General features: G+C 61.6%; 22 protein-coding genes. 5 read left to right on the top strand and 17 right to left on the bottom strand.

What is annotated here, in order from left to right; all coding sequences use genetic code 11:
* Positions 1–6 precede the first annotated feature (6 nt).
* The 11 genes from BLU39_RS25205 to BLU39_RS25155 form a co-directional block, all read right to left on the bottom strand.
* Positions 7–609: a methyltransferase gene (locus BLU39_RS25205; protein WP_092718413.1), complete on the bottom strand. Its 603-nt coding sequence runs from the start codon at positions 607–609 to the stop codon at positions 7–9.
* A gap of 18 nt (positions 610–627) precedes the next feature.
* Positions 628–2,199: a ubiquinone biosynthesis regulatory protein kinase UbiB gene (gene ubiB, locus BLU39_RS25200; protein WP_092718411.1), complete on the bottom strand. Its 1,572-nt coding sequence runs from the start codon at positions 2,197–2,199 to the stop codon at positions 628–630.
* Positions 2,196–2,834: a ubiquinone biosynthesis accessory factor UbiJ gene (locus BLU39_RS25195; RefSeq protein WP_232731399.1), complete on the bottom strand. Its 639-nt coding sequence runs from the start codon at positions 2,832–2,834 to the stop codon at positions 2,196–2,198. The genes ubiB and BLU39_RS25195 overlap by 4 nt, the downstream gene beginning before the upstream one ends.
* 147 nt (positions 2,835–2,981) lie before the next feature.
* Positions 2,982–3,923: a Tim44 domain-containing protein gene (locus BLU39_RS25190; protein WP_092718408.1), complete on the bottom strand. Its 942-nt coding sequence runs from the start codon at positions 3,921–3,923 to the stop codon at positions 2,982–2,984.
* Positions 3,924–3,954: 31 nt separating this feature from the next.
* The gene (gene ubiE / locus BLU39_RS25185) at positions 3,955–4,689 is read right to left on the bottom strand and encodes a bifunctional demethylmenaquinone methyltransferase/2-methoxy-6-polyprenyl-1,4-benzoquinol methylase UbiE (RefSeq protein ID WP_034778407.1); all 735 of its coding nucleotides are present in this window, start codon (positions 4,687–4,689) and stop codon (positions 3,955–3,957) included.
* Between the two features lie 29 nt (positions 4,690–4,718).
* On the bottom strand, positions 4,719–5,960 hold the full coding sequence (locus tag BLU39_RS25180) for an RNA polymerase sigma factor (RefSeq protein WP_092718406.1): 1,242 nt from the start codon (positions 5,958–5,960) through the stop codon (positions 4,719–4,721).
* 2 nt (positions 5,961–5,962) lie between these two features.
* Complete coding sequence (locus BLU39_RS25175; protein WP_092718403.1) at positions 5,963–6,307, bottom strand: YciI family protein; 345 nt, start codon at positions 6,305–6,307, stop codon at positions 5,963–5,965.
* Positions 6,308–6,405: 98 nt separating this feature from the next.
* On the bottom strand, positions 6,406–6,858 hold the full coding sequence (locus BLU39_RS25170) for a gamma-butyrobetaine hydroxylase family protein (protein WP_092718401.1): 453 nt from the start codon (positions 6,856–6,858) through the stop codon (positions 6,406–6,408).
* Between the two features lie 9 nt (positions 6,859–6,867).
* Complete coding sequence (locus BLU39_RS25165; RefSeq protein WP_092718398.1) at positions 6,868–7,317, bottom strand: HIT family protein; 450 nt, start codon at positions 7,315–7,317, stop codon at positions 6,868–6,870.
* Complete coding sequence (locus BLU39_RS25160; RefSeq protein WP_092718396.1) at positions 7,317–11,357, bottom strand: DUF3683 domain-containing protein; 4,041 nt, start codon at positions 11,355–11,357, stop codon at positions 7,317–7,319. The genes BLU39_RS25165 and BLU39_RS25160 overlap by 1 nt, the downstream gene beginning before the upstream one ends.
* A gap of 258 nt (positions 11,358–11,615) precedes the next feature.
* Positions 11,616–12,107, bottom strand: a complete 492-nt coding sequence (locus BLU39_RS25155) for a YqaA family protein (protein ID WP_092718393.1) — start codon at positions 12,105–12,107, stop codon at positions 11,616–11,618.
* Between the two features lie 201 nt (positions 12,108–12,308).
* On the opposite strand from BLU39_RS25155, the gene ilvA reads away from it, so the two are divergent.
* The 5 genes from ilvA (at position 12,309) to rapZ (ending at position 17,929) form a co-directional block, all read left to right on the top strand.
* The gene (gene ilvA, locus BLU39_RS25150; RefSeq protein ID WP_034753344.1) at positions 12,309–13,844 is read left to right on the top strand and encodes a threonine ammonia-lyase, biosynthetic; all 1,536 of its coding nucleotides are present in this window, start codon (positions 12,309–12,311) and stop codon (positions 13,842–13,844) included.
* Positions 13,845–13,978: 134 nt separating this feature from the next.
* Positions 13,979–14,821: an NADPH-dependent 7-cyano-7-deazaguanine reductase QueF gene (gene queF, locus BLU39_RS25145; RefSeq protein WP_092718390.1), complete on the top strand. Its 843-nt coding sequence runs from the start codon at positions 13,979–13,981 to the stop codon at positions 14,819–14,821.
* Positions 14,822–15,155: 334 nt separating this feature from the next.
* Entirely contained in the window at positions 15,156–15,638 is a 483-nt protein-coding gene (locus tag BLU39_RS25140; protein WP_034753339.1) for a PTS sugar transporter subunit IIA, read from the top strand.
* 36 nt (positions 15,639–15,674) lie between these two features.
* A complete protein-coding gene (hprK, locus tag BLU39_RS25135) occupies positions 15,675–16,610 on the top strand; it encodes an HPr(Ser) kinase/phosphatase (RefSeq protein ID WP_034753337.1) in 936 nt (311 codons plus the stop codon).
* A gap of 455 nt (positions 16,611–17,065) precedes the next feature.
* Positions 17,066–17,929, top strand: a complete 864-nt coding sequence (rapZ, locus tag BLU39_RS25130) for an RNase adapter RapZ (RefSeq protein WP_092718387.1) — start codon at positions 17,066–17,068, stop codon at positions 17,927–17,929.
* Position 17,930: 1 nt separating this feature from the next.
* Here the strand turns inward: rapZ and BLU39_RS25125 are convergent, their stop codons facing one another.
* The 6 genes from BLU39_RS25125 to lptC all read right to left on the bottom strand — a co-directional run bounded on the left by BLU39_RS25125 (position 17,931) and on the right by lptC (position 23,033).
* Positions 17,931–19,016 carry an enoyl-CoA hydratase/isomerase family protein gene (locus tag BLU39_RS25125; RefSeq protein WP_092718385.1) on the bottom strand — a complete coding sequence of 362 codons (1,086 nt, stop codon included), beginning with the start codon at positions 19,014–19,016 and terminating at the stop codon, positions 17,931–17,933.
* Between the two features lie 131 nt (positions 19,017–19,147).
* Positions 19,148–19,507, bottom strand: a complete 360-nt coding sequence (gene raiA / locus BLU39_RS25120) for a ribosome hibernation-promoting factor, HPF/YfiA family (protein ID WP_086139003.1) — start codon at positions 19,505–19,507, stop codon at positions 19,148–19,150.
* 69 nt (positions 19,508–19,576) lie between these two features.
* Positions 19,577–21,055 (bottom strand): RNA polymerase factor sigma-54, encoded by a 1,479-nt coding sequence (locus BLU39_RS25115; protein ID WP_092718383.1) that lies wholly within the window; start codon positions 21,053–21,055, stop codon positions 19,577–19,579.
* 4 nt (positions 21,056–21,059) lie between these two features.
* On the bottom strand, positions 21,060–21,815 hold the full coding sequence (gene lptB, locus BLU39_RS25110) for an LPS export ABC transporter ATP-binding protein (protein WP_034753325.1): 756 nt from the start codon (positions 21,813–21,815) through the stop codon (positions 21,060–21,062).
* On the bottom strand, positions 21,815–22,396 hold the full coding sequence (gene lptA, locus BLU39_RS25105) for a lipopolysaccharide transport periplasmic protein LptA (RefSeq protein WP_092718380.1): 582 nt from the start codon (positions 22,394–22,396) through the stop codon (positions 21,815–21,817). The genes lptB and lptA overlap by 1 nt, the downstream gene beginning before the upstream one ends.
* A 25-nt stretch (positions 22,397–22,421) precedes the next feature.
* Positions 22,422–23,033, bottom strand: coding sequence for an LPS export ABC transporter periplasmic protein LptC (gene lptC, locus BLU39_RS25100; protein ID WP_232731281.1), 612 nt, complete (start codon positions 23,031–23,033; stop codon positions 22,422–22,424).
* Positions 23,034–23,063: the final 30 nt, after the last annotated feature.

Here is a 23,063-nt window from a genome sequence, read left to right as displayed (position 1 = left end):
CCAGCCTCAGTCCGCCCGGCGGCGCCAGCTCATCCAGCGCTCCTTGCCCGCGAAGACGGCGATGGAATCGTCGACGGCTTCATCGGCAAGACAGTCGAAATGCGGCGCCAGCAATTCCTGCAGTTTCTCACGCGAAATGCCAAACGGCGGTCCCTTGGCATTGTCATCAAAGAAAAAGTAGCCTGCCAGCATGGCGCCCGGCGCCAGCAACTGCGCCCAGCGGGCCGCCACCTGCGGCCACATGGCGCGCGGCATGGCGCACAGGAAAGCACGTTCATAGATCAGGTCCAGCGGCGCGACAGGTTCCCAGGCAAAGAAATCCGCTTCCACCACCTGCCCTGCCCGTTCGCCGACCACGGCGCGCGCGGCGGCCACGGCAGCCGGCGAAAAGTCGATGGCCGTCGCATCCCAGCCGTGATCGAGCATGAAGACCAGCTCATAGGCCGAGCCGCAGCCGGGAATCAGGCAGCGCAGCGGCGCCGGACTGCTGGCAACGAAGCTGCGCAGGCGCGACGGCACGCCGCCGTGGTCCCAGGGCGTGAATTGCTTTTCGAAACGCTCGTCCCAGAAGGCGGGCGAGAGGGGGTCGCGGGTGTGAAAGTCAGCCATCACTTACGTCCTCAGCCTTTAAAACGGCAGTTGATGCCAGCGCATGAACACTTGCAAGCCCAGCGCGCCGAGGGCGAAGGCGCCCACGAAGTACACGATAAAGCTCAGCAGGCGGTTCGTCTGGCGTTGTTCCGCCAGCAAGGTTTTCATCAGTTCCACATCGTTTTCACGCGGCTCGCCATGCACGGTCAAGGCCTGGTGCAGCAAGCGCGGCAGTTGCGGGAAGATGTGCGCATAGCGGGGCGCCTCGGCGCGCAAACGCTCCATGAAACCTTGCGGGCCCACCTGGTTGCTCATCCATTTTTCCAGATAGGGCTTGGCCGTTTGCCACAGGTCCAGTTCCGGATCCAGCTGGCGGCCCAGGCCTTCGATATTGAGCAGGGTCTTTTGCAGCAGCACCAGTTGCGGCTGCACTTCCACGTTGAAGCGGCGCGAGGTCTGGAACAGGCGCAGCAGCACCTGGCCGAACGAGATATCTTTGAGCGGACGGTCGAAGATCGGCTCGCAGCAGGCGCGCACGGCCGCTTCCAGCTCATCGACGCGCGTGTCCTTCGGCGCCCAGCCCGATTCGATGTGCGCCTCGGCCACGCGTTTGTAGTCGCGGCGGAAGAAGGCGAGGAAGTTTTGCGACAAATAATCCTTGTCATAGTCGTTCAACGTGCCGACGATGCCGAAGTCGAGCGCGATGTAGCGGCCGAACGACTCGGGGGCGATGGACACGAGAATATTGCCCGGGTGCATGTCCGCATGGAAAAAGCCATCGCGGAACACTTGCGTGAAGAAAATTTCCACGCCATCGCTGGACAGTTTGCGCAAATCCACGCCGGCCGCCACCAGGCGCTCGGTCTGCGACACGGGAATCCCATACATGCGTTCCATCACGATGACGCTGCTGGAACAGTAATCCCAGTGCATTTCCGGCACCAGCAGCAAGTTCGAGTTGGCGAAGTTGCGGCGCAGCTGGCTGGCATTGGCCGCCTCGCGCATCAGGTCCAGCTCGTCGTGCAGGTATTTGTCGAACTCGCCCACCACTTCCTTCGGTTTCAAGCGCTTGCTGTCGGCCCACAGGCGGCTGATCCAGCCGGCGGCGATGTGCATCAGGGCCACGTCTTCGTCGATCAGCTTTTTCATGCCGGGGCGCAAGACCTTCACGGCCACCTCCTTGCCATCCTTCAAGGTGGCAAAGTGCACCTGGGCAATTGAAGCGGACGCCACCGGTTCGCGCTCGAAGCGGGCAAACAACTGGTCCGGGTGGGCGCCGAGCGACCGGGTGATTTGCGCGATGGCCAGGTCGGAATCGAAAGGCGGCACCCGGTCTTGCAGGCGCGCCAGTTCTTCGGCGATGTCGGGCGGCATCAGGTCGCGCCGGGTCGACAGCACCTGGCCGAACTTGACGAAGATCGGGCCCAGCTCTTCCAGCGCCAGGCGCAGGCGCAAGCCCCGTGGCGACGACAGGTCGCGCCAGAAAATCAGGGTGTCGATCAATTTGGCGGTGCGGGGAACTTGCAGACCAGAAATCGCTATCTCATCCAAACCGTACTTGATGGAAACACGGATGATTTTAAACAGGCGCAGGAATTTCAATATCATGTAGACAAATCCGGTGAGGAGGACTGCGGCTGGACGGCGGCGGCCGCCTTTTCCAGCCGGGCAAGGCGCTTGGCCAGGCGTTCGACGTCATCGCGCACGCGCGTCACGCCAGCGGAATACTCTTGCAGGGTAGAAGGACGGATCAGCATGGGCTGTTCGTCGAGAAAATATTCGGCCACGTTTTCCGCCAGCTTTTGCTGGCCCGTGCGCACAAAGGCGGCCGCATCCTTCGCACCGGCAACGAGGCGCGTGGCCAGCATGGGGCCGACGACCTTTTCCAGGTCGTGCTCCGCTTCCCAGCGCAAGCCCTTGCTCAATTGCGAAATCGCATTGGCAAACTCGGCATCGCCTTCAATCTTGACGTAGGAAAACGCCCGCTCGCGGTTTTGCAGGATCAGCGGCACGTCGGACAATTTCACGCGGATGGTGACGCTGGCCGGCATGTCGGCCGGCGCCGTTTCCAGCATGCCGGCGCTGTCGACGCGCAGGCGCAAGGCCACGGCACCCGTGTCGATGCAGGCCAGCTTGCCCGCATGCACGGCCAGCTGCTGGCGCGCCCACGGCTCCTGCGCCAGCAGGTGGTTGAGTGTCGCGATGACGGGCGTCATCATAGAAAGATCGGAAAGTGGTGCCATCATGTTGCGCGCTTCGCGCCCCCAAAAAGAAAAAACCGCCCGTATGACAACGCGGGCGGTTTCGATCTTACCAGTTCAGCAGGAAATATCTGTCAAGCATCATGCATTCCGCATGGACTTAAGCCAATATTCAGCAAGTTTTTGCAATTAATTCAATTGCTGGATGCCCGCCAATACCCAGCCGCTATTGCCGCTGACGGGTTTCGACATATTCCACACTTCCGCGAACGGTTCCGCCGCAGCGCCCGGCGCCGAACGGATCAGGCCCGTGAACTTCACGCTGGCCAGGTAATCGTTGACGCTCGTCTCGATACCCAGCAGTTCGGCATCGATGGTGACGACATCGGTAAAGTCCGGCTGCGCGCCCCGTTCCTGGATTTGCATGCGCAGTTCCGCATACACTTCCGGCGACGTGAATTCGCGGATATCGTTGACGTCGGCCTTGTCCCAGGCCGCTTGCAGGCGGATAAAATTGCTTTTCGCGTGGCGCAGGAAGGCATCCTTGTCGAAGTCGCTTGGCACGCCCCATGGCGCGGCAGCCGGGGCCGGCTTGTCCAGGCCTACGCCGGACGAAACGGGCTGCAGCGGCGGCAGTGGCGGGATGGCCGAACCGATGTCAGGCACGTTGCCCGCCGGCGCAGGCTGGTTGCCGAAACCGGCGAACGGCGCATTGCCGACGGTATTGCTGTCGCGCTTGCCACGTACCATGCGGTAGATAAAGAAAGCCACGCCGGCCAGCAAGGCCACCATCAGCAGGGTGCTGATCATGCTGGCCAGGGCGCCGCCCAGGCCGAAATGCGACAGCAAGGCGCCCAGGCCCAGGCCCAGCAGTGCTCCGCCCAATAAACCCTTCCAGCGGCTCGGTGCCTTGGCGGCAGGGGCCGGCGCGGGAGCCGGCGCAGGTTGCGCCTGGCGTGGCGCGGCGGCCGGCGCCGGCGCTGGGGCCGGTGCGGGAGCCTGGCGGCCCACGTTTTGCGACTGGCGGCCAAACGAACGGCCACCGCCCATGGGACGGGCCAGCGCCTCGCCCAGCATGGATACCGTGGTCGCGGCCAGCATCATGCCGACCATAAATTTCTTCAATTTCATTCCATCTCCTAAAAACACCAACGTTGATGCATTACATCTTGATACCGGTGTGCAAAGCGGCAATGCCTGCCGTCAAATTGTAGTACTGCACGCGTTCCAGGCCCGCCGTTTCCATCATGGTCTTCAGGGTTTCCTGGTCCGGATGCATGCGGATCGATTCAGCCAGGTAGCGGTAGCTTTCCGCGTCGCCCGCGATTTTCTGTCCGAACCATGGCAAGACCGAGAACGAATACAGGTCGTACGGCTTTTGCAGGGGAGCGGCCACCTTGGAAAACTCCAGCACCAGCAGCTTGCCGCCCGGTTTCAGCACGCGGCGCATTTCCGCCAGCGCCACATCCTTGTGCGTCATGTTGCGCAGGCCAAAGGCCACGCTGACACGGTCAAAATAATTGTCGGGGAATGGCAGTTTTTCCGCGTCACACAACATGGTGGGGGTGAGCAAGCCGCGATTCAAGAGGCGGTCGCGGCCCACGCGCAACATCGATTCATTGATATCGGTCAGCCAGACTTCGCCGGTAGGACCCGCCTGCTTGGCAAACGCCTTCGACAGGTCGCCCGTGCCGCCGGCGATGTCGAGCACCTTGAAACCGGGGCGCACGCCCGCGTTGGCAATGGTGAACGTCTTCCACAGACGGTGCAGCCCGCCCGACATCAAGTCGTTCATCACATCGTATTTGGCAGCGACGGAATGGAACACCTTGGCGACTTCGCGCACTTTGTCGTCTTCTGCAACTGTTTTGTATCCGAAATGGGTCGTATTGGTCATGGTAGGCAGTCTGTTTGAACTTGGGAGCATTATACAAGCGGCAGGCGCATTTCCCCGTGACGCCGGAGAAGGTATTGCCTTTCCACTGCATTCGAAGCCAGCATGGCCGCCTGGGCATACGCGGCCAGCGCCCCCTGCCGGTCGCCCTGGCGGCGCAGCAAGTCGGCCCGGGCCGCATGCAGATAATGCGATTGCGCCAGGCTGGGCACGGCTTCCAGGCGATCGAGCCACGCCAGGCCGTGTGCGGCCCCATGCGCCATGGCGCAGGCGATGACGGCGTTGAGCAAAATCAACGGTTCCGGCTTGTGACGCAACAAGGCGCCGTACAGGGCGCTGATCTGGCGCCAGTCCGTCTGCCCGGCCACGGGCGCTTTGGCGTGCAAGGCGGCAATCGCTGCCTGCAGCTGATATGGCCCTGGCGCGCGCGCCGGCAAGGCCAGCTCCAGCACGGCCAGTCCCTCGGCAATCAGGTCGCCCTGCCACAGGCCGCGGTCCTGCTCTTCCAGGGTCAGCAAATGCCCCTCGGGCGACAAACGGGCCGGGCCGCGCGACGCCTGCAGCAACATCAGGGCCAATAGCCCCTGCACTTCCGGCTGACCCGGCTGCAGGCTGTCCAGCAACCGCCCCAGGCGCAGCGCTTCCGCGCACAAGTCGGCGCGCAGCAGGGTCTCGCCGCCGCTGGCGCAATAGCCTTCGCTGAACACCAGGTAAATCACGTGCAGCACTTGCGCCAGCCGTTGCGGCCAGTCTTGCTCCGGTGGCAACTCGAAGGGGATGCGCGCTTCGGCGATCTTGCGCCTGGCGCGCAACAGCCGCTGCGACAGGGCCGTTTCCGCCACGCCGAAAGCGCGCGCGATCTCGCCCGTAGACAGGCCACACAGGGTGCGCAGGGCCAGCGCCACCTGCGCCTCGGGCGCCAGCGCGGGATGGCAGTAGATGAACAGCAGGCGCAGGCGATCGTCCACGATGGCCTGCGCTTCTTCAATCACGGGAGCAGGCAGGCCGGAGAACACGGCCTCGGCCTCGCCGACGCTCTTGCCCGCCCGGCGCACGTGATCGAGGCCCGCATTGCGCGCCACGGAACTGAGCCAGGCGACGGGATTATCGGGGATGCCCGTGCGCGGCCACAGTTCCAGCGCCTTGCGGCACGCTTCCTGTAACACATCTTCCGCCAGGCCCAGGTCGCCGAAACGCCGCATCAGGCCGGCCAGCACCCTGCCCCTTTCCTGGCGAAAGACGTGCTCGACGGCCGCAATGGCGTCGCCGGCCATCGTCAAGCCGTCACGGGCCGCACTTCGATGGTGCCCAAGGAGGCCACCGGGCAACGCCCGGCCCAAGCCAGCGCCTCGTCCAGGTTGGCGCAGGCTAGCAGATAGTAGCCGCCCAACTGCTCCTTGGTTTCCGCGAACGGCCCATCCGTGATGACGGGCTTGCCATTGCGCACCCGCACGCTGGTGGCGCTGGCCACGGGCGCCAGCTCGGCCCCGCCGCGCAACACGCCGGCCGCCTCCAGCGCCTGCGTATAGCTGGCAAAGTCGGCCATCAGGCTGGCCATCTGCCCGTCTTCCATGGCGGCATAGCGCGCCTCGTCGGCATAGATCAGGATCAGGTATTCCATAGTCTCTTCTCCAAAAGAAAAATGCCCGCAAGCGCGGGCATTCATACGACGAATGGATATGCGGCAATCCGACAAGCTTACCGCATTATTTTTTCAGCTTAATGCTTATGCCCGCAGCTCGGTCCGTGCACATGGCCGCCGGACGACTGCTTGACCGTCATGTCCGCCTTGGCGTCGCGGCCGCTGTCGCCCGGGTAGCCGGCTGCCGCCAGGCGGTCCAGGTAATCCTGCCACAGAGTCGCTTGCTCGGCGCCCAGCTTGTACAGATAGGCCCAGGTGTAGAGGCCGGAATTGTGGCCATCGCTGAAGGTGGGCTGCACGGCGTAGTTGCCGACCGGCTCGATGCCCGTGATGCCGACCAGACGTTTGCCCAGTTGCAAGGTTTCCTGGCCCTTGCCATGGCCCTGCACTTCGGCCGACGGCGAGTACACGCGCAGGTATTCGAACGGCAGCGCAAATTCGCTGCCATCGTCGAAAGCCACGTCGAGCACGCGCGACTGGTTGTGCACGGTCAAGCCGGTCGGTTGCGGTGTTGCTGCTTTTTCAGTCATGACGATACTTTATGCGGATAAACGTTGAATGATGGCGTCGCGCAGAGCCGGCAGCAGGGCGCGGCGCGCGGCCAGCACCTCGGGCGCCGTCTCGCGCTGGACCACGGCCCAGCTGGGGTTCGGGAAATGCGCGTCGTCGAGGTAGCGGGGAATCACGTGCCAGTGCACGTGCGGCGTCATGTTGCCGAAACTGGCCACGTTGACCTTTTCCGGCTGCATCACTTCACGCACGGCCAGCTCGACTTGCCACACGACTTCCATGACGTAGTTGCGCTCGCCCGGCGTCAAATCCGTCATTTCCTTGACGTGCTTGTTCCAGATCACGCGGCAAAAGCCGGGATAGGCGGCGTCATCGACGGCCACGACGGACAGGCGCTCGCTGCGCCACAGCAAGGTCTCCAGACCCTGCTTGTTGGCGTAGCCGTCCAGCAACTGACACAGATCGCAATTCGTGGACATTACACCAGCACCCGTTCAATGCCGCCGTCATTGGCGCGTTTCACGTAATCCGGCATCCAGTTCTCTCCCAGCAAGTGTTTCGCGATCTCGACGACGATGTAGTCGGCCGTCGTGCCCGAATCGTCATTGTAGCGCGAGAGGCCTTGCAGGCACGATGGGCAGCTGGTGAGGATTTTCACGTCACCCGTGAAACCGTCGCCGCGCAGCTTGTCGGCGCCCTTGACCATCTCGTCTTCCTTGCGGAAACGCACTTGCGTGGAAATGTCGGGACGCGTGACGGCCAGCGAACCCGATTCACCGCAGCAACGGTCATTCTTCTCGATCTTCACGTTGTCTACCGTGCTGATCAGGGAATTGATGGTCTTGCCCGATTCCTGCAGCTTCATCGGATTGTGGCATGGCTCGTGGTACATATAGCGCGTGCCGTTGACGCCTTCCAGCTTCACCTGTTTTTCCAGCAGATACTCATGGATATCCATGATGCGGCAGCCGGGGAAAATCTTCTCGAACTGGTACGTTGCCAGCTGGTCGTAACAGGTGCCGCACGAGACGAGCACCGTCTTGATGTCCAGGTAATTGAGCGTGTTGGCCATCCGATGGAACAGGACGCGGTTGTCCGTCATCATCTTCTCGGCCTTGTCGAACTCGCCAGCACCGCGTTGCGGATAACCGCAGCACAGGTAGCCCGGCGGCAAGACCGTCTGCACGCCCACTTCCCACAGCATCGCTTGCGTGGCCAGGCCCACTTGCGAGAACAAACGTTCCGAACCGCAACCGGGGAAGTAGAACACGGCTTCCGTATCGGCCGTCGTCGTCTTCGGATTGCGGATGATCGGGATGACCTTGTCGTCTTCGATGTCGAGCAGCGCGCGCGCCGATTTCTTCGGCAGGTTGCCCGGCATTTTCTTGTTGATGAAGTGGATCACCTGCGCCTTGACGGGCGGCTTGCCCGTCGATGGCGGCGGCGCCTTGGTCTGCTTCTTGGCAAATTTCTTCAGCAAGTCGTGACCCAGGCGCTGCGCCTTGTAACCCCAGCCGATCATGACCTGGCGCGTGGCGTTGATGGTCACGGGATCGGTGGCGTTGAGGAACATCATCGTGGCCTTGGTGCCCGGATTGAAGCTCTTCTTGTCCATCTTGCGCAGCAAGTTGCGCATGTTCATCGACACGTCGCCGAAATCGATGTTCACTGGGCAAGGCGTCACGCATTTATGGCAGACCGTGCAGTGGTCAGCCACGTCCTCGAACTCTTCCCAATGCTTGATGGAGATACCGCGGCGCGTCTGTTCTTCGTACAGGAAGGCTTCGATCAGGGACGAGGTCGCCAAGATCTTGTCGCGTGGCGAATACAGCAAGTTGGCACGCGGCACGTGGGTCGAGCACACGGGTTTGCACTTGCCGCAACGCAAGCAATCCTTGACGCTGTCCGCGATGGCGCCGATATCGCTTTGCTGCATGATCAAGGATTCATGGCCCATCAGGCCGAACGACGGCGTGTAGGCATTGCGCAAGTCGGCACCCATGCCTGGCAGGTTCAGCAGTTTGCCCTTGTTGAAACGGCCTTCCGGATCGATGCGCTGCTTGTAACTGCGGAAGTCGCCAATCTCTTCTTCCGTCAAAAATTCCAGCTTGGTAATGCCGATACCGTGCTCGCCGGAAATGACGCCGTTCAGCGAGCGGGCCAAAATCATGATGCGGCCCACGGCTTCGTGGGCGTCTTGCAGCATTTCGTAATTGTCCGAGTTGACGGGCAAGTTCGTGTGCACGTTGCCGTCGCCCGCGTGCATGTGCAGCGCGACGAACACGCGGCTACGCAGGATGCGCGCGTGAATCGCGGTCGCTTCGTCGAGGATCAGCTTGAAGGCGGCGCCATTGAAGATCTGGCGCAGCTGGGCGCGGATTTCCTGCTTCCACGTGATGCGCACGGTGCGGTCCTGCACCACGTCGAACAGGGTGGCGGCCGGCTGCGTTTCCAGGCGTGCATCGAAGACGGGCAGCAAGCGCTCCAGGCCCAGTTCGGCCAATTCGCCCTTCACGTCCGCCAGCGGACGATCGAGCTGGGCCAGCAGATAGGTCCAGCGCGCCGTGACTTGCGCCAGCAACTGCTGCGCCTGCTCGGCACGGTCGCCCAGCATTTCCGCATCGTCGACACGGTCGTCGGACGCATCATCGCTCTTGCCTACTGGCAAATTACCCTTGCCAAAGAATTCGCTCAGGGCGTCGGCCAGTTGCAGCTTGTTCTTGATCGACAGCTCGATATTGATGCGCTCGATGCCATCCGTGTATTCGCCCATGCGGTTCAGGGGAATCACCACGTCTTCATTGATCTTGAACGCATTCGTGTGCTTGGCGATCGCCGCCGTGCGGGCACGATCTAACCAGAACTTTTTGCGCGCTTCCGGGCTGACGGCGACAAAACCTTCGCCCACGCGGGTGTTGGCGATGCGCACGACTTCCGACGCCGCTTGCGCGACGGCATTTTCATCGTCGCCGACAATGTCGCCAAACAGGGCCATCTTCGGCAGCACGCCCCGCTTCGACTTCGTGGCGTAGCCGACGGCGCGCAGGTAGCGCTCGTCCAGATGCTCCAGGCCCGCCAGGCGGATGCTCGTGTATTGCTCGCCCTTGGCCGGCAAGCCGTCCAGGTAATCCTTGATTTCCACGATCGACGGGATCGCGTCGCGCGCCTGGCCAAAGAATTCCAGGCAGACGGTGCGGGCGAACTTCGGCATCTTGTGCAAAATCCAGCGCGCCGACGTGATCAGGCCGTCGCAGCCTTCTTTCTGGATACCCGGCAAGCCGGCGAGGAATTTATCGGTCACGTCCTTGCCCAGGCCTTCCTTGCGGAACTTGCGGCCAGGAATTTCCAAAATTTCCGTCTTGAACGGCGCGTTCGGTTTTGTCGCGTCGCGCGTGCTCGGGTGACGCCATTCCAGCTGGAAGCGTGCCAAGGCGATATCGTGGATCTTGCCCAGGTTATGGTCGAGACGCGTGACGTCGAGCCAGTCGCCGTTCGGGTCGACCATGCGCCACGAAGCCAGGTTGTCCAGCGCAGTGCCCCACAGCACGGCCTTCTTGCCGCCCGCATTCATGGCGACGTTGCCGCCGATGCACGAAGCATGGGCGGACGTCGGATCGACGGCAAACACGAAACCGGCCTTCTCGGCCGCTTCCGACACTTTATTCGTGATCACGCCCGCGCCCGAATTGATCGTCGCGTATTCGTGCGTGAGGCCCGGCAAGACCGTCATTTCCACGGCACCCAGGGTGATGAGTTTTTCCGTGTTGATGACGGCCGACATCGGCGTCAGGGGAATCGCGCCGCCCGTGTAGCCGGTGCCGCCGCCGCGCGGGATGATGGTCAGCCCCAGCTCGATGCAGCCTTTGACGAGGCCGGCCATTTCCTCTTCCGTGTCGGGCGTGAGCACGACGAACGGGTATTCCACGCGCCAGTCGGTGGCGTCCGTCACGTGCGACACGCGCGTCATGCCGTCGAAGCGCACATTGTGTTTTTCCGTGTAGCGGCCCAGCACCTTGACCGTGCGCTTGCGCAAGTCGTAGGTCTTGCGGAATTCGTCGCCAAAGTCGGCCACGGCCTTGCTGGCCGCTTTCAGCAGCAGCTCCACGTTGGCGCTGCGCGCCTTGGCCACTTCTGGCGCTTCGCCGGCCGCCAGCGCGTCGCCGCCGGCCGCATCGATGGACAGGCGGCGCTTGTCGACTTCGGCCAGGCGGTGATGCAAGGCATCGATCAAGCCCTGGCGGCGCTTCGGATTGTCGAGCAAGTCGTCCTGCAGGTAGGGATTGCGGCGCACGACCCAGATATCGCCCAGCACCTCGTACAGCATGCGGGCCGAACGGCCCGTCTGGCGGGCGCCGCGCAACTCGTCGAGCAGGCGCCAGGAGTCCTCCCCCAACAGGCGTATGACGATCTCGCGATCGGAAAACGACGTGTAGTTATACGGGATTTCGCGCAGGCGGCTTGCTGCGGGACCATTCGGCGTTTCTGCCAGTAAAGCTTGGATTTGTGCGGGAGCGTTCATGGAGTGTGGTGACGATGTAGACTGGACCCTAAAGGTACATTTTATCTTATTGCGCCGCACCATGCGGGAACAGCCTTATGCCGCCCAAGGTTTAAGCACCTCATCGACTGCCATAGCAAATACGGAAAAGCTTTCCTTTACATGAACAAAAAACCAGTTTTCATGATTTTTTGACGCAAAAATGCCAATAATTGAGCTCTACTACAAACTATCGATCTGCCCAAAAATGGGGCAAACTGGCGTTGCAGGCAGCCCCATTTAGGCCAGCATCTGGCCGATCCGGTGCCATACGCCATCGGGCACGTACAGCAGCAAGCCCGTCATGGTCAGGTAGCGCGCGCACTTGCCGACGGCCATGTAGGCGACGCTGGGCCAGAACGGCAGCTTGAGCCAGCCCGCCAGGGTACACAGCGGGTCGCCCACGATGGGCAGCCAGGCCAGCAGCATGGTCTTGGCGCCGTAGCGGGCCAGCCAGCGGAACCAGCGCGTGTCGCGCTCCTTGGCGAACGCCTGCTTGGCCCGGTAGCCCATCCAGTAGTCGACGATGCCGCCCAAGGTATTGCCCAGGGTGGCGACGCCGATGGCGGCCCAGAACAGCGCGGGATTGGCCTTGATGACGGCAAATACGGCCGGCTCCGAGCCGAGCGGCAACAAGGTGGCGGAAATAAAGCTGATCAGAAAGACCGATGTCAGCCCGACTTCCGGTGCTGCGATCAGCTGCAGCAGCCAGGCGATTGCGGATTCGATCATGGAACACTACACGATGAGGTAAGGCTCTCCATTATAATGAAGAGCAGCCTGGGCGCCGCACAATCCGCGCCGGCAGGCAAAGGCATACCCGCCCGCAGTTCCACAGAGCATTATTGTCGCCAGGCTATCCGCCGCCGCGCCGCCGCTATCGACAGACACGCTCCAGACCCTTTCTGGCCCAGAATCACTTGCTTGCAGACTATGAACATCGACTACCTCAAGAAAATCCTGACCGCCCGCGTCTATGACGTCGCCACCGAAACGCCGCTGGAACTGGCCCCTGCCCTGTCGCAGCGCCTGAACAACCAGATTTACTTCAAGCGCGAAGACATGCAAAGCGTGTTCAGCTTCAAGATTCGGGGCGCCTACAACAAGATGTCCAAACTGAGCGAAGCGGAACGCAAGCGCGGCGTGATTTGCGCCTCGGCCGGCAACCACGCCCAGGGCGTGGCCTTGTCGGCCGCGCGCATGGGGTGCCGTGCCGTCATCGTCATGCCGACCACCACGCCGCTAGTAAAGGTCGAGGCGGTCAAGGGACGCGGCGGCGTGAACGTGGAAGTGGTGCTGCACGGCGAGTCGTACACGGATGCCTACAACCATGCGCTGACCCTGGAAAAGGAACAGAAGCTGACCTTCGTGCACCCGTTCGACGACCCGGACGTGATCGCTGGCCAGGGCACGATCGGCATGGAAATCCTGCGCCAGCACGCCGGCCCCATCCACGCCATCTTCGCCCCCATCGGCGGCGGCGGCTTGATCGCCGGCATTGCCGCCTATGTGAAACAGATTCGCCCTGACATCAAGATCATCGGCGTGCAAAGCGTCGATTCGAACGCCATGGCCCGCTCGCTCAAGGCCGGCGAACGCGTGACCCTGAACGACGTGGGCCTGTTTGCCGACGGCACGGCCGTGCGCCTGGCCGGCGAGGAAACCTTCCGCCTCGTGCAGGCGTATGTCGATGAAATCATCACCGTCGACACGGACGCCATCTGCGCCGCCATCAAGGATGTGTTTACGGATACACGCTCCATCCTGGAACCGTCCGGCGCGCTGGCCATCGCCGGCGCCAAGGCCTATGTGGAACGGGCCAGCCTGACCAAGCACCCCGTCAACAACGAAACCCTGGTCACCATCGCCAGCGGCGCGAACATGAATTTCGACCGCTTGCGCTTCGTGGCGGAACGGGCTGAACTGGGCGAATTCCGCGAAGCCGTGTTTGCCGTCACCATGCGCGAACAGCGGGGCAGCTTCAAGCGCTTCTGCTCGCTCATCGGCGCGCGCAACGTGACGGAATTTAATTACCGCATCAGCGATGAAAAAGCCGCGCACGTGTTCGTCGGCATCCAGATTGCAGACCGGCATGAATCGAGCGTGCTGGCGAAGACCTTCGAGGAACACGAATTCAAGACCCTGGACCTGACCCACGACGAGCTGGCCAAGTCGCACATCCGCCACCTGGTGGGCGGCAAGAGCCGCCTGGCCCAGGACGAGCTGCTGTACCGCTTCGAATTCCCCGAGCGCCCGGGCGCGCTGATGCGCTTTCTCGACAGCATGGCGCCGAACTGGAATATTTCCCTGTGCCACTACCGCAGCCAGGGCGGCGACGTGGGCCGCATCCTGATCGGCCTGCAAGTGCCGCCCGATGAGATGGGAGAATTCGCCCGCTTCCTCGATACCTTGGGGTACCGCTATTGGGATGAGAGCAGCAATCCTGTGTACAAATTATTCCTGGGGTAATAACAGGTCAGTCGCTTCACGATCGGAATGCGTCCCACCGGGGCGCATTCCCCCGCCGGGTCTGACCCCGGTCCTTGCCGTTGGGTTGAAATAAGCTACCATTCACCCTTCACAGAATTTGTAGCCACACGACCATGACCACCACCAACGACCTCGCCGAACAATCCCCCCTGGGCAAAAGCTCCGCCTACCGCACCGATTACGCGCCGGAATTGCTGTTTCCGATTCCGCGCCAGGGCAAGCGCGACGAGCTGGAACTGCGCGGCACCTTGCCCTTCTTCGGCCTTGACATCTGGAATGCGTATGAACTGTCGTGGCTGAACCAGCGCGGCAAGCCGCAGGTGGCCATCGCCAAGGTCAGTGCGCCCGCCGATTCGCCGAACATCATCGAATCGAAATCGTTCAAGCTGTACCTGAACTCGTTCAACCAGACCAAACTGGACAGCCCCGAAGCGCTGCTGGCCCTGCTCAAGCAGGATTTGTCGAACGGTTTCGGCGCCCCCGTGCAAGTCGAACTGACCTTGCAGGACGATTTCGGCAAGCTGAAAATGGGCGAATTCGATGGTGTGCTGCTGGACCGCCTGGACCTGGAAATCACGCAATACACGCCCTCGCCGCTGCTGCTGAAAGCTGCCCTGGATGAAGCGCCCGTGGAAGAAAAACTCGTCTCGCACTTGCTCAAGTCGAATTGCCTGGTGACGGGCCAGCCCGACTGGGGCAGCGTGCAGATCGAGTATGCGGGGCCGCAGATCGACCAGGAAAGCCTGTTGCGCTACCTGATCGGTTTCCGCGAGCACAATGAATTCCACGAGCAATGCGTGGAGCGCATCTTTGTCGATATCTTGCGTCAGTGCAAGCCGCAAAAACTGTCCGTGTATGCGCGCTATACGCGCCGCGGCGGCCTCGATATCAATCCGTGGCGCAGCAACTACAGCACGGGTACGATGCCGGGCAATCTGCGCAACGCGCGACAGTAACAACCGAGCAACACCGCAAAACCATGCCAGCAGGAATGTTGGCTGTGTTTTAAAACAACGTTGTCGTAGTGCCGCAGTGCATGTCAAAGACGCTGAAAAATCGGAAAATCAGCATTCGGCGGCGGAAAAACCGGCGCACCGCGTGTTTTTAATCAAGAAATAGCCGATACACGCCGATGTTATTTTTTTGCTAAAATGATGGCCACGTGGGCTGTAGCGCCTACTGCGCCCGCAGCGGGCGTATACTGTTGAGAATTGGCGTTACAGGCCGCCGAAACAGGCCTATAATTCGGCTCGCAAGCCCTCTGCGCATTGCACCATTTCATTGAGTGTCATGACTAATCTTAGCAAAATATTATCCCTCGAAAACGTCCTGCTGGACCTGGAAGTCTCCAGTAAAAAGCGCGCCTTCGAGCAAGCCGGCCTGATCTTCGAAAACAATTACGGCATCGCCCGCTCTACCGTTTCGGACAATCTGTTTGCCCGCGAACGCCTGGGCTCGACCGGTCTGGGCCATGGCGTGGCCGTGCCGCATGGCAGAGTCAAGGGCAGCAAAACCCTGAAATCGCCGCTGGGCGCCTTCGTGCGCCTGGCCGAACCGATTCCCTTCGAGTCGCCCGATGGCAAGCCCGTCAATCTGTTGTTTTTCCTGCTGATTCCCGATCATGTCACTCAGCAACATCTGGAAATCCTGTCGGAAATCGCCGAAATGTTTTCCGATGACGCCTTCCGCACGGCGCTGGCCACGGATCCGGAACCGAAATCCGTGCATTCGCGCATCGTCAATTGGCAACCCAGTCTGCAAGCGGCAGGTTAAACTTCAGGTATTCCTCCACTCCTGAAGAAGACCGCCATGTTGCAAACGCCACTGACGATACAACGCCTGTACGACGATAATCGTGAAAGTCTGCAACTGGGCTGGTTCGCCGGCTTCCCCGGCGGCGAACGCCTGATCTCGGGCGACGTCTCGTCGGCCGCCGACCAGGTGGGCCACTTGAACCTGATCCATCCGGGCCGCATCCAGGTCTTTGGCCACCAGGAAATCAATTACTACCAGCGCCTGAAGGTCAACACGCGCACCCACGTGATCGGCGAACTGATCGCCGGCGGCCCGCCCGCGCTGATCATCGCGCAAGGGCTGGAAACGCCGCCCGACATCCTCGCCATCTGCGACGAGCAAAACATTCCCCTGTTCTCCACTCCGCTGCCGGCCGCGCAAGTGATCGACTTCCTGCGCGTCTACCTGTCGAAAAAACTGGCGCAACGCATCATCATGCATGGCGTGTTCATGGACGTGCTGGGCGTAGGCGTGCTGATCACGGGCGACTCGGGCCTGGGCAAGAGCGAACTGGGGCTGGAGCTGATTTCGCGCAGCCACGGCCTGGTGGCCGACGACGCCGTCGAATTCTCGCGCATCGCACCGAACATGATCGAAGGCCGCTGCCCGCCCCTGCTGCAGAACCTGCTGGAAGTACGGGGCCTGGGCTTGCTCGACATCAAGGCCATCTTTGGCGAAACGGCCGTGCGCCGCAAGATGCGCCTGAAACTGATCGTGCACCTCGTGCGCCGCAACGCGCTGGAAGAGGAAGTCGAGCGCCTGCCTTTCCTGTTCCCCACGGAAGACGTGCTGGGCCTGCCCGTGCGCAAGGTCGTCATCCCCGTCGCCGCCGGCCGCAACATCGCCGTGCTGCTGGAAGCGGCCGTGCGCAATACCATTCTGCAACTGCGCGGCATCGATACCTTGCAGGAGTTCATGGAACGGCAACGACTCGCCATGAGTGGCGATTAATGTTGCCAAGGAGTTCGCCCTTGCAAGGGCGAACCGTTACGCACGCACGCAGCCGTGCTGCGTGAATTCCCTGCTGCACCAACGACTCGCCATGAGTGGCGATTAATGTTGCCAAGGAGTTCGCCCTTGCAAGGGCGAACCGTTACGCAAGCATGCAGCCGTGCTGCGTGAATTCCCGGCTGCACCAACGACTCGCAATGAGCGGGGATTAGCAACGTAGGTCGGACTAGCGGGGCAAGGCCCAGCGTAATCCGACGACATTGTTAGCGGGTGTCAGCAGGAGCCCTCGCTTGCAAGCGAGGACCGTTACGCAGGCACGCAGCCATGCTGCGTGAATTCCCTGCTGCACCGCTTTGCGCTAAGCCGACCTACGAAATACACATATGAAATTGCAATAGTTTGTAAAGATAATTGCCTTGGGAGCAGAGCACCGGTCTTTATTGTATGATCGGGCTATGCATATCGTCCTTATCACCGGAATATCCGGCTCCGGTAAATCCGTCGCGCTCAATGTGCTGGAAGATGCCGGCTACTATTGTGTCGACAACCTGCCACCGGCCTTGCTGCCCAGCCTGGTGCAAACCCTGCTCGACGAAGGCACACCGCAACTGGCCGTCGCCGTCGATGCGCGCAGCGCCGAGTCGCTCGTCAGCCTGCCGCACAATGTGGCCCTGCTGCGCGACCAGGGGCACGACGTCAAGGTCATGTTCTTGACGGCTACCACGCATTCGCTGGTGGCGCGCTTCTCGGAAACGCGGCGCAGCCATCCGCTGTCGCACGAACTGCGTCCGAACCAGAATCCGGCCAGCCGCCGCACCCTGATCGAATGCATCTCGGAAGAACGCGAGCGCCTGTCGGCCATCGAACAGCTGGGCCACGTGATCGACACGTCGGAGCTGAGCGCCAACAAGCTGCGCGCCTGGATCAAGGATATCGTCGCCTCCGAGCGTGCACCGCTGACCCTGTTCTTCGAATCGTTCGCCTTCAAGCTGGGCGTGCCGCTGGACGCCGACTTCGTCTTCGATGTGCGGGCCTTGCCGAACCCCTATTACGACCTGGCCCTGCGCCCCCTCGACGGACGCGACGCGCCCGTGATCGCCTTCCTCGACGCGCAGCCGAGCGCGCTGGAATTGCTGGCCGACATACGCGCCTTCATCGAGAAATGGTTGCCATCATTCAAGTCCGACAACCGCAGCTACCTGACGGTGGCCCTGGGCTGCACGGGCGGCCAGCACCGCTCCGTGTACATGGCGGAACGGCTGGCGCAATACTTCGGGCCCAACGAACGCGTCGTCTTGCGCCACCGCGAACGCGCCTAGTTTAATTCAGGTGGCGCAGCGGATGCGCTTGCGCCGGCCAGACGGGAGCGAAGAAGCGCGCCACCATGGCCGCGTCGACCTCGTCCAGGCTTGATGGATTCCAGCGCGGCGCATTATCCTTGTCGACCACCAGCGCGCGCACGCCCTCGAGCACTTCGCCATGTTCGAAATTGTGGCGCACCACCGTGCGTTCCATGCGCAGGCAATCGGCCACGCCCAGGTGGGCGCCCCGCTGCAGCAATTCCAACGTCACGGACATCATCAGGGGCGAGCGCAGGCGCATGGCCGCCAAGGCCTTGCTGGCGAACGCACCGTCGTCCTGCGCCAGCGAGGCCATGATGGCTGCCACGGAGCCAGCGCTGAAATGGCGATCCAGCGCCGCGCGCGCCGTGGCCAGGGAAGAAACGCCCGCCTTGGCCTGGAACGGCGCCGCCAGGGCCTTGATCGCCACCGGCAAGGCCTCGCCCGGCGTCGATTCGAACAGGTCCAGCAGGGCCCCCACCTGCGCTTCGGGCAGGTAGACATCGGCCAGGCCCGTGTACAGGGCGTCGGCCGCGTTGATCGTCAAGCCCGTCAAGCCCAGGTACAGACCCAGCTGTCCAGCCAGGCGGGACAGGAAATAGCTGCCGCCCACGTCCGGAAACAGGCCGATATTGACTTCCGGCATGGCCATGCGCGTGCGGCCCGTGACGATGCGCAGGCAGTTGCCGGGGCTAGCTTGCGCCACGCCCATGCCCCCGCCCATCACCACGCCATCCATCACGGCAATATACGGTTTCGGATAGAAATGAATCAAATGATTCAAAGCGTATTCTTCCGTAAAGAAATCTTCCAGCAAGGCACTGCCGCCTTGCGGCGTGGCCAGGCCCGCATCGTAAAAGAAACGGATGTCGCCGCCGGCGCACAGGCCCTTCTCGCTGCTGGAGCGGATCACGACGGCGTCCACCTGGGGATCATCGCGCCAGACCAGCAGGGCCGCGCTCAGGGCGCGCACCATGTCCAGCGACAGGGAATTCAAGGCTTTCGGACGGTCGAGCACGATGTGGCCCGTGCGGTTGCGGATGGCAGTCTGGACGAAGTCGCTCATGGCAGGCAGGAAAGAAGTGAAAGTGCAAACATTCTAGCGCCTGCGCGGGGAACATTGCGTTCCGCTGGGCGCAAAAAAGGGCGCAATGTGCGCCCTTAGTTGATCACAACCGGTTGAAAGTCGCAGGCCGCTTAGGCGGGGGCGAATTCTTCTTCCGAGCTGTCTGGCAGATGCTTGATCGCCTCTTTACCGTGCCCTTGCACTTTGGTTTTGTATTTCATCACTTGCCTATCGAGCTTGTCGATCAGGGCATCGATTGCGGCGTACAAGTCTTGCGCCAGGCTTTCCACATAGACGGTCTTGCCACTCAGACGCAGGTTGACTTCGGCCTTTTGACGTTTTTCTTTCTCTTTGAGGTTATCCACGGTCAGAATCACGGCGATATCGATGACTTGATCGAAATGACGTTTCACGCGCTCCAGCTTCGTTTGTACGTATTCACGGATGGCTGGTGTCACTTCGAGATGATGTCCGCTGATGGTGAGATTCATACACACTCCTAAAGATGATCGGGTTCGTGCGGTCCATCGTATCCGGCCCGCAGAGGAACCGAAAAAAACTTACAAACACTTACGCAGGCTCACTGGCGGAATTTTTAATGCTTCCCGGTATTTGGCAACAGTACGTCGCGCAATCACCATGCCTTGTTCCCCCAGCATGTCCGCAATCTTACTGTCGGATAAAGGATTTTTAGGGTCTTCTGCTCCTGTCAGTTGCACGATCAATGCCCGTATCGCCGTCGATGACGCTTCGCCCCCCGCTTCGGTGGCGACGTGGCTACCAAAGAAATATTTCAACTCGAACATGCCGTGCGGGGTCAGCATGTACTTTTGAGTTGTTACCCGCGAGATAGTACTCTCGTGTAAACCCAGTGTATCAGCTATTTCACGGAGCACAAGGGGGCGCATGGCAACGGCCCCATGCGAGAAAAAGTTCTTTTGTCTTTCTACTATCGCCTGTGCCACGCGCAGGATGGTGTCGAAGCGCTGGCGCATATTCTTGATCAGCCACTTGGCTTCCTGCAACTGTGCGCCCATGGCACCTTCGCCCTTGCCCTGCTTGAGCAGGTTGGCGTACATGGCGTTCACGCGCAGGCGCGGCATGACGTCGTTGTTCAGGGTCACTTGCCAGCCATTGCGCGCGCGCTTGACGACGACGTCGGGCACCACGTAATCGGACACGTCAGAGGCGAACACGGCACCCGGATGCGGGTTGCATTGGCGAATCACCGTCTGCGCTTCGCGCAAGTCTTCATCGTCGCAATCGAGGGCTTTTTTCAGCTTGTTGAAATCACGCTGGGCAAACCAGGCCAGGTGCTTTTCCACGATGACGAGGGCCATGCGCCGCGTCACCATGGCAACCTGCGGCAAGCGCTTGATCTGCAGGGCCAGACATTCGGACGCATTGCGCGCGCCCACGCCGGGCGGATCGAAACTTTGCAGCAGCGCCAGGGCCGTGCGCATCTCGTCCGCGTCGATTTCCAGCTCTTCCGGCAGGCGCGCCAGGATGTCGTCGAGCGACTCTTCCAGGTAGCCATTGTCGTCGAGCGCGTCGATGATCAGCTCGACCAGCGCGCGGTCGCGCAATTCGAGCACCGTCACGCGCATCTGCTCCATCAGGTGTTCGCGCAGGGTGCAGTGATGGGCTTCCAGTTGCGGACGGGAATCTTCGTCGTCGGGCGCCTTGCCCCGGCTCGCCTCGCTCCAGTCGCTGTCGCCGCCATCCACGGCGGCCGGGCCCTCGCCCGCCTCGCCGTCAAAGGTTTCCGCTTCAGCCGGCGCCGCGGGCGCCTCCTGGCCTGGCGGCTGGGGCGGCGCTTCGGCCGGCGCGGCCGTCGAACTCAAGGCGCCATCGGACAGCAGGCGCAGCGAACGGTCGAGCGGATCGTCGAGCCGTTCGAGCAGGGGATTGTCCGTCAGCAGTTGCTCTAGTTCCTGGTGCAATTCCAGGGTAGACAATTGCAACAGGCGTATCGATTGCTGCAACTGCGGCGTCAGTGCCAGGTGCTGCGAGGTGCGCAGCTGCAATGATTGTTTCATTGGCTCACATACGGAAGTGTTCGCCCAGATAGACCCGGCGTACCGACTCGTTCGCGATGATGTCGTCGGGGCGTCCCGACGCCAGCACCGAGCCCTGGTTGATGATGTAGGCACGGTCGCAAATACCCAGCGTCTCGCGCACATTATGATCGGTGATGAGCACGCCGATATTGCGCTCCTTCAAGAAGCGCACGATGCGCTGGATCTCGATCACGGCGATCGGATCGACACCGGCGAACGGCTCGTCAAGCAGCACGAAACGGGGATCGGTGGCCAGCGCGCGGGCGATTTCCACGCGGCGGCGCTCGCCGCCCGACAGGGACAAGGCCTGGTTCTCGCGCAACTTTTCAATCTGCAAGTCGGCCAGCAATTTATCCAGACGTTCCTCGATCTCGGCCTTCTTCAGGGGGCGGCCTTCGACGGTCTGGATTTCCAGCACGGCGCGGATATTGTCTTCCACCGTCAGCTTGCGGAACACGGACGCTTCCTGCGGCAGATAGGACAGGCCCATCTGCGCGCGGCGATGGATCGGCAGGCTGGAAATGTCCACGCCGCTGATGTCGATGCTGCCGCCGTCCGACGGCACCAGGCCGACGATCATGTAGAACGAGGTAGTCTTGCCGGCGCCGTTCGGGCCCAGCAACCCCACCACTTCACCGCATTCGACTTGCAGCGAAACATCATGCACGACTTGCCGCTTGCCATAGGTTTTTTGCAGACCGCGAACGATCAGGGTGCTGCCGCAACGAGTATTGTCCATTATTTCGTTCCTGGCGCAGGCGTGGCCGGCGCTTTCTCCGCCGCCGGCGCCTTGGTCTTCGGCTGGATCACCATGCGCACGCTGCCGCCATCGGGCGTGCTGGTGCCGCTGTTGGTATTTTCCATCTGGAATACTTCCTTGCGGCTGTCATACGAGATGAACGCGCCGTTGGCCACGTCGGTCACTTTCGTGCCTTCCAGGCGCGTTACCTTGGCCTTGGAAAACAGTTTCACCACTTCCGTCTTGTTGTCGTATTCCACGCGCTCCGCTTCGCCTTCGATCCACAGGTCGCCCGCGCCATCGCGCTTCTGGCGGAAGGTGGCCAGCTTGCCGGGATCGGCCCAGAAGGTGATGAACTGGTAGCCTTGCGGGTCTTCCGTGATCAGGGCCCGGCCCGCCTTCATGGTCAGGGTGCCCTTGACCAGCACGACGTCGCCCGTCAGGGTGCGGATCTGCTTGACGTCATCGACGTGGCCGCTACGCGCCGTGATGACGGCTTCCTTCTCGGAATCGGCCTTCTCGGCATGCGCCGCGCCCATGATGCCCAGAGAAAATACGGTCAACAGCAAGATGTTCTTCATAGTATGGTTTCCTTGTTTCATTCTGTCATTTTGCCGCCGCGGCCGGGCGCGGTTTCGGCGGGAGGACCATGCGCAGCGCATTCTGCACTTCCACCTCGCCGGTGGCGTTATTGGCTTTCATGCCGATGCCATTGAGGCGCGAGGTGCCCGTCAGGATATCGACAGGCACGTCCGTTTCCATTCTTTCCTCGTCCGGAAACACCGTCAGCGCTTCCGTCTTGATCGTCAGGTTCTGCGCCTTCGGACTGGCCACGCGGTCGATCACGACATTGCGGTGCAGTTGCAGCCGGGTATTGTCCTGGTCGATGTGCGCCAGTTCCGCGTTCATGTTCAACGGCGGCATGCCCGGCGTGAGCTTGCGCACGAAGGGCTGGTCGATGTCGGACGAATCGTCGGCAGGATAATGCGTGAGCTTGGTGCCCGACACGATATAGCTGGGCTTACCCGTCAAGTCCATGCGCACCAGGCTGAAATTGGTGATGAAATAGTCGGGCTCATCCAAGTGCTTGCTGGGCATGGCATCCTGGCCATTCTTGTTCATCACTTCGAGCAGCCAAAAGCTGCCCAGCGCGACGACAACCGCGCCCAGCACGGTGAAAATGATGCGCCAGCGATGGGCGCCTCCTGGCTTACGCATAGGACTTTACTCTTTCAAATGTCACTGGCG

This window comes from Janthinobacterium sp. OK676 (genome assembly GCF_900103595.1).
Taxonomy (GTDB): Bacteria; Pseudomonadota; Gammaproteobacteria; order Burkholderiales; family Burkholderiaceae_D; genus Janthinobacterium.
Note: the sequence above shows the minus strand (reverse complement) of the source record. Positions and strands in the feature narration are given on the sequence as shown.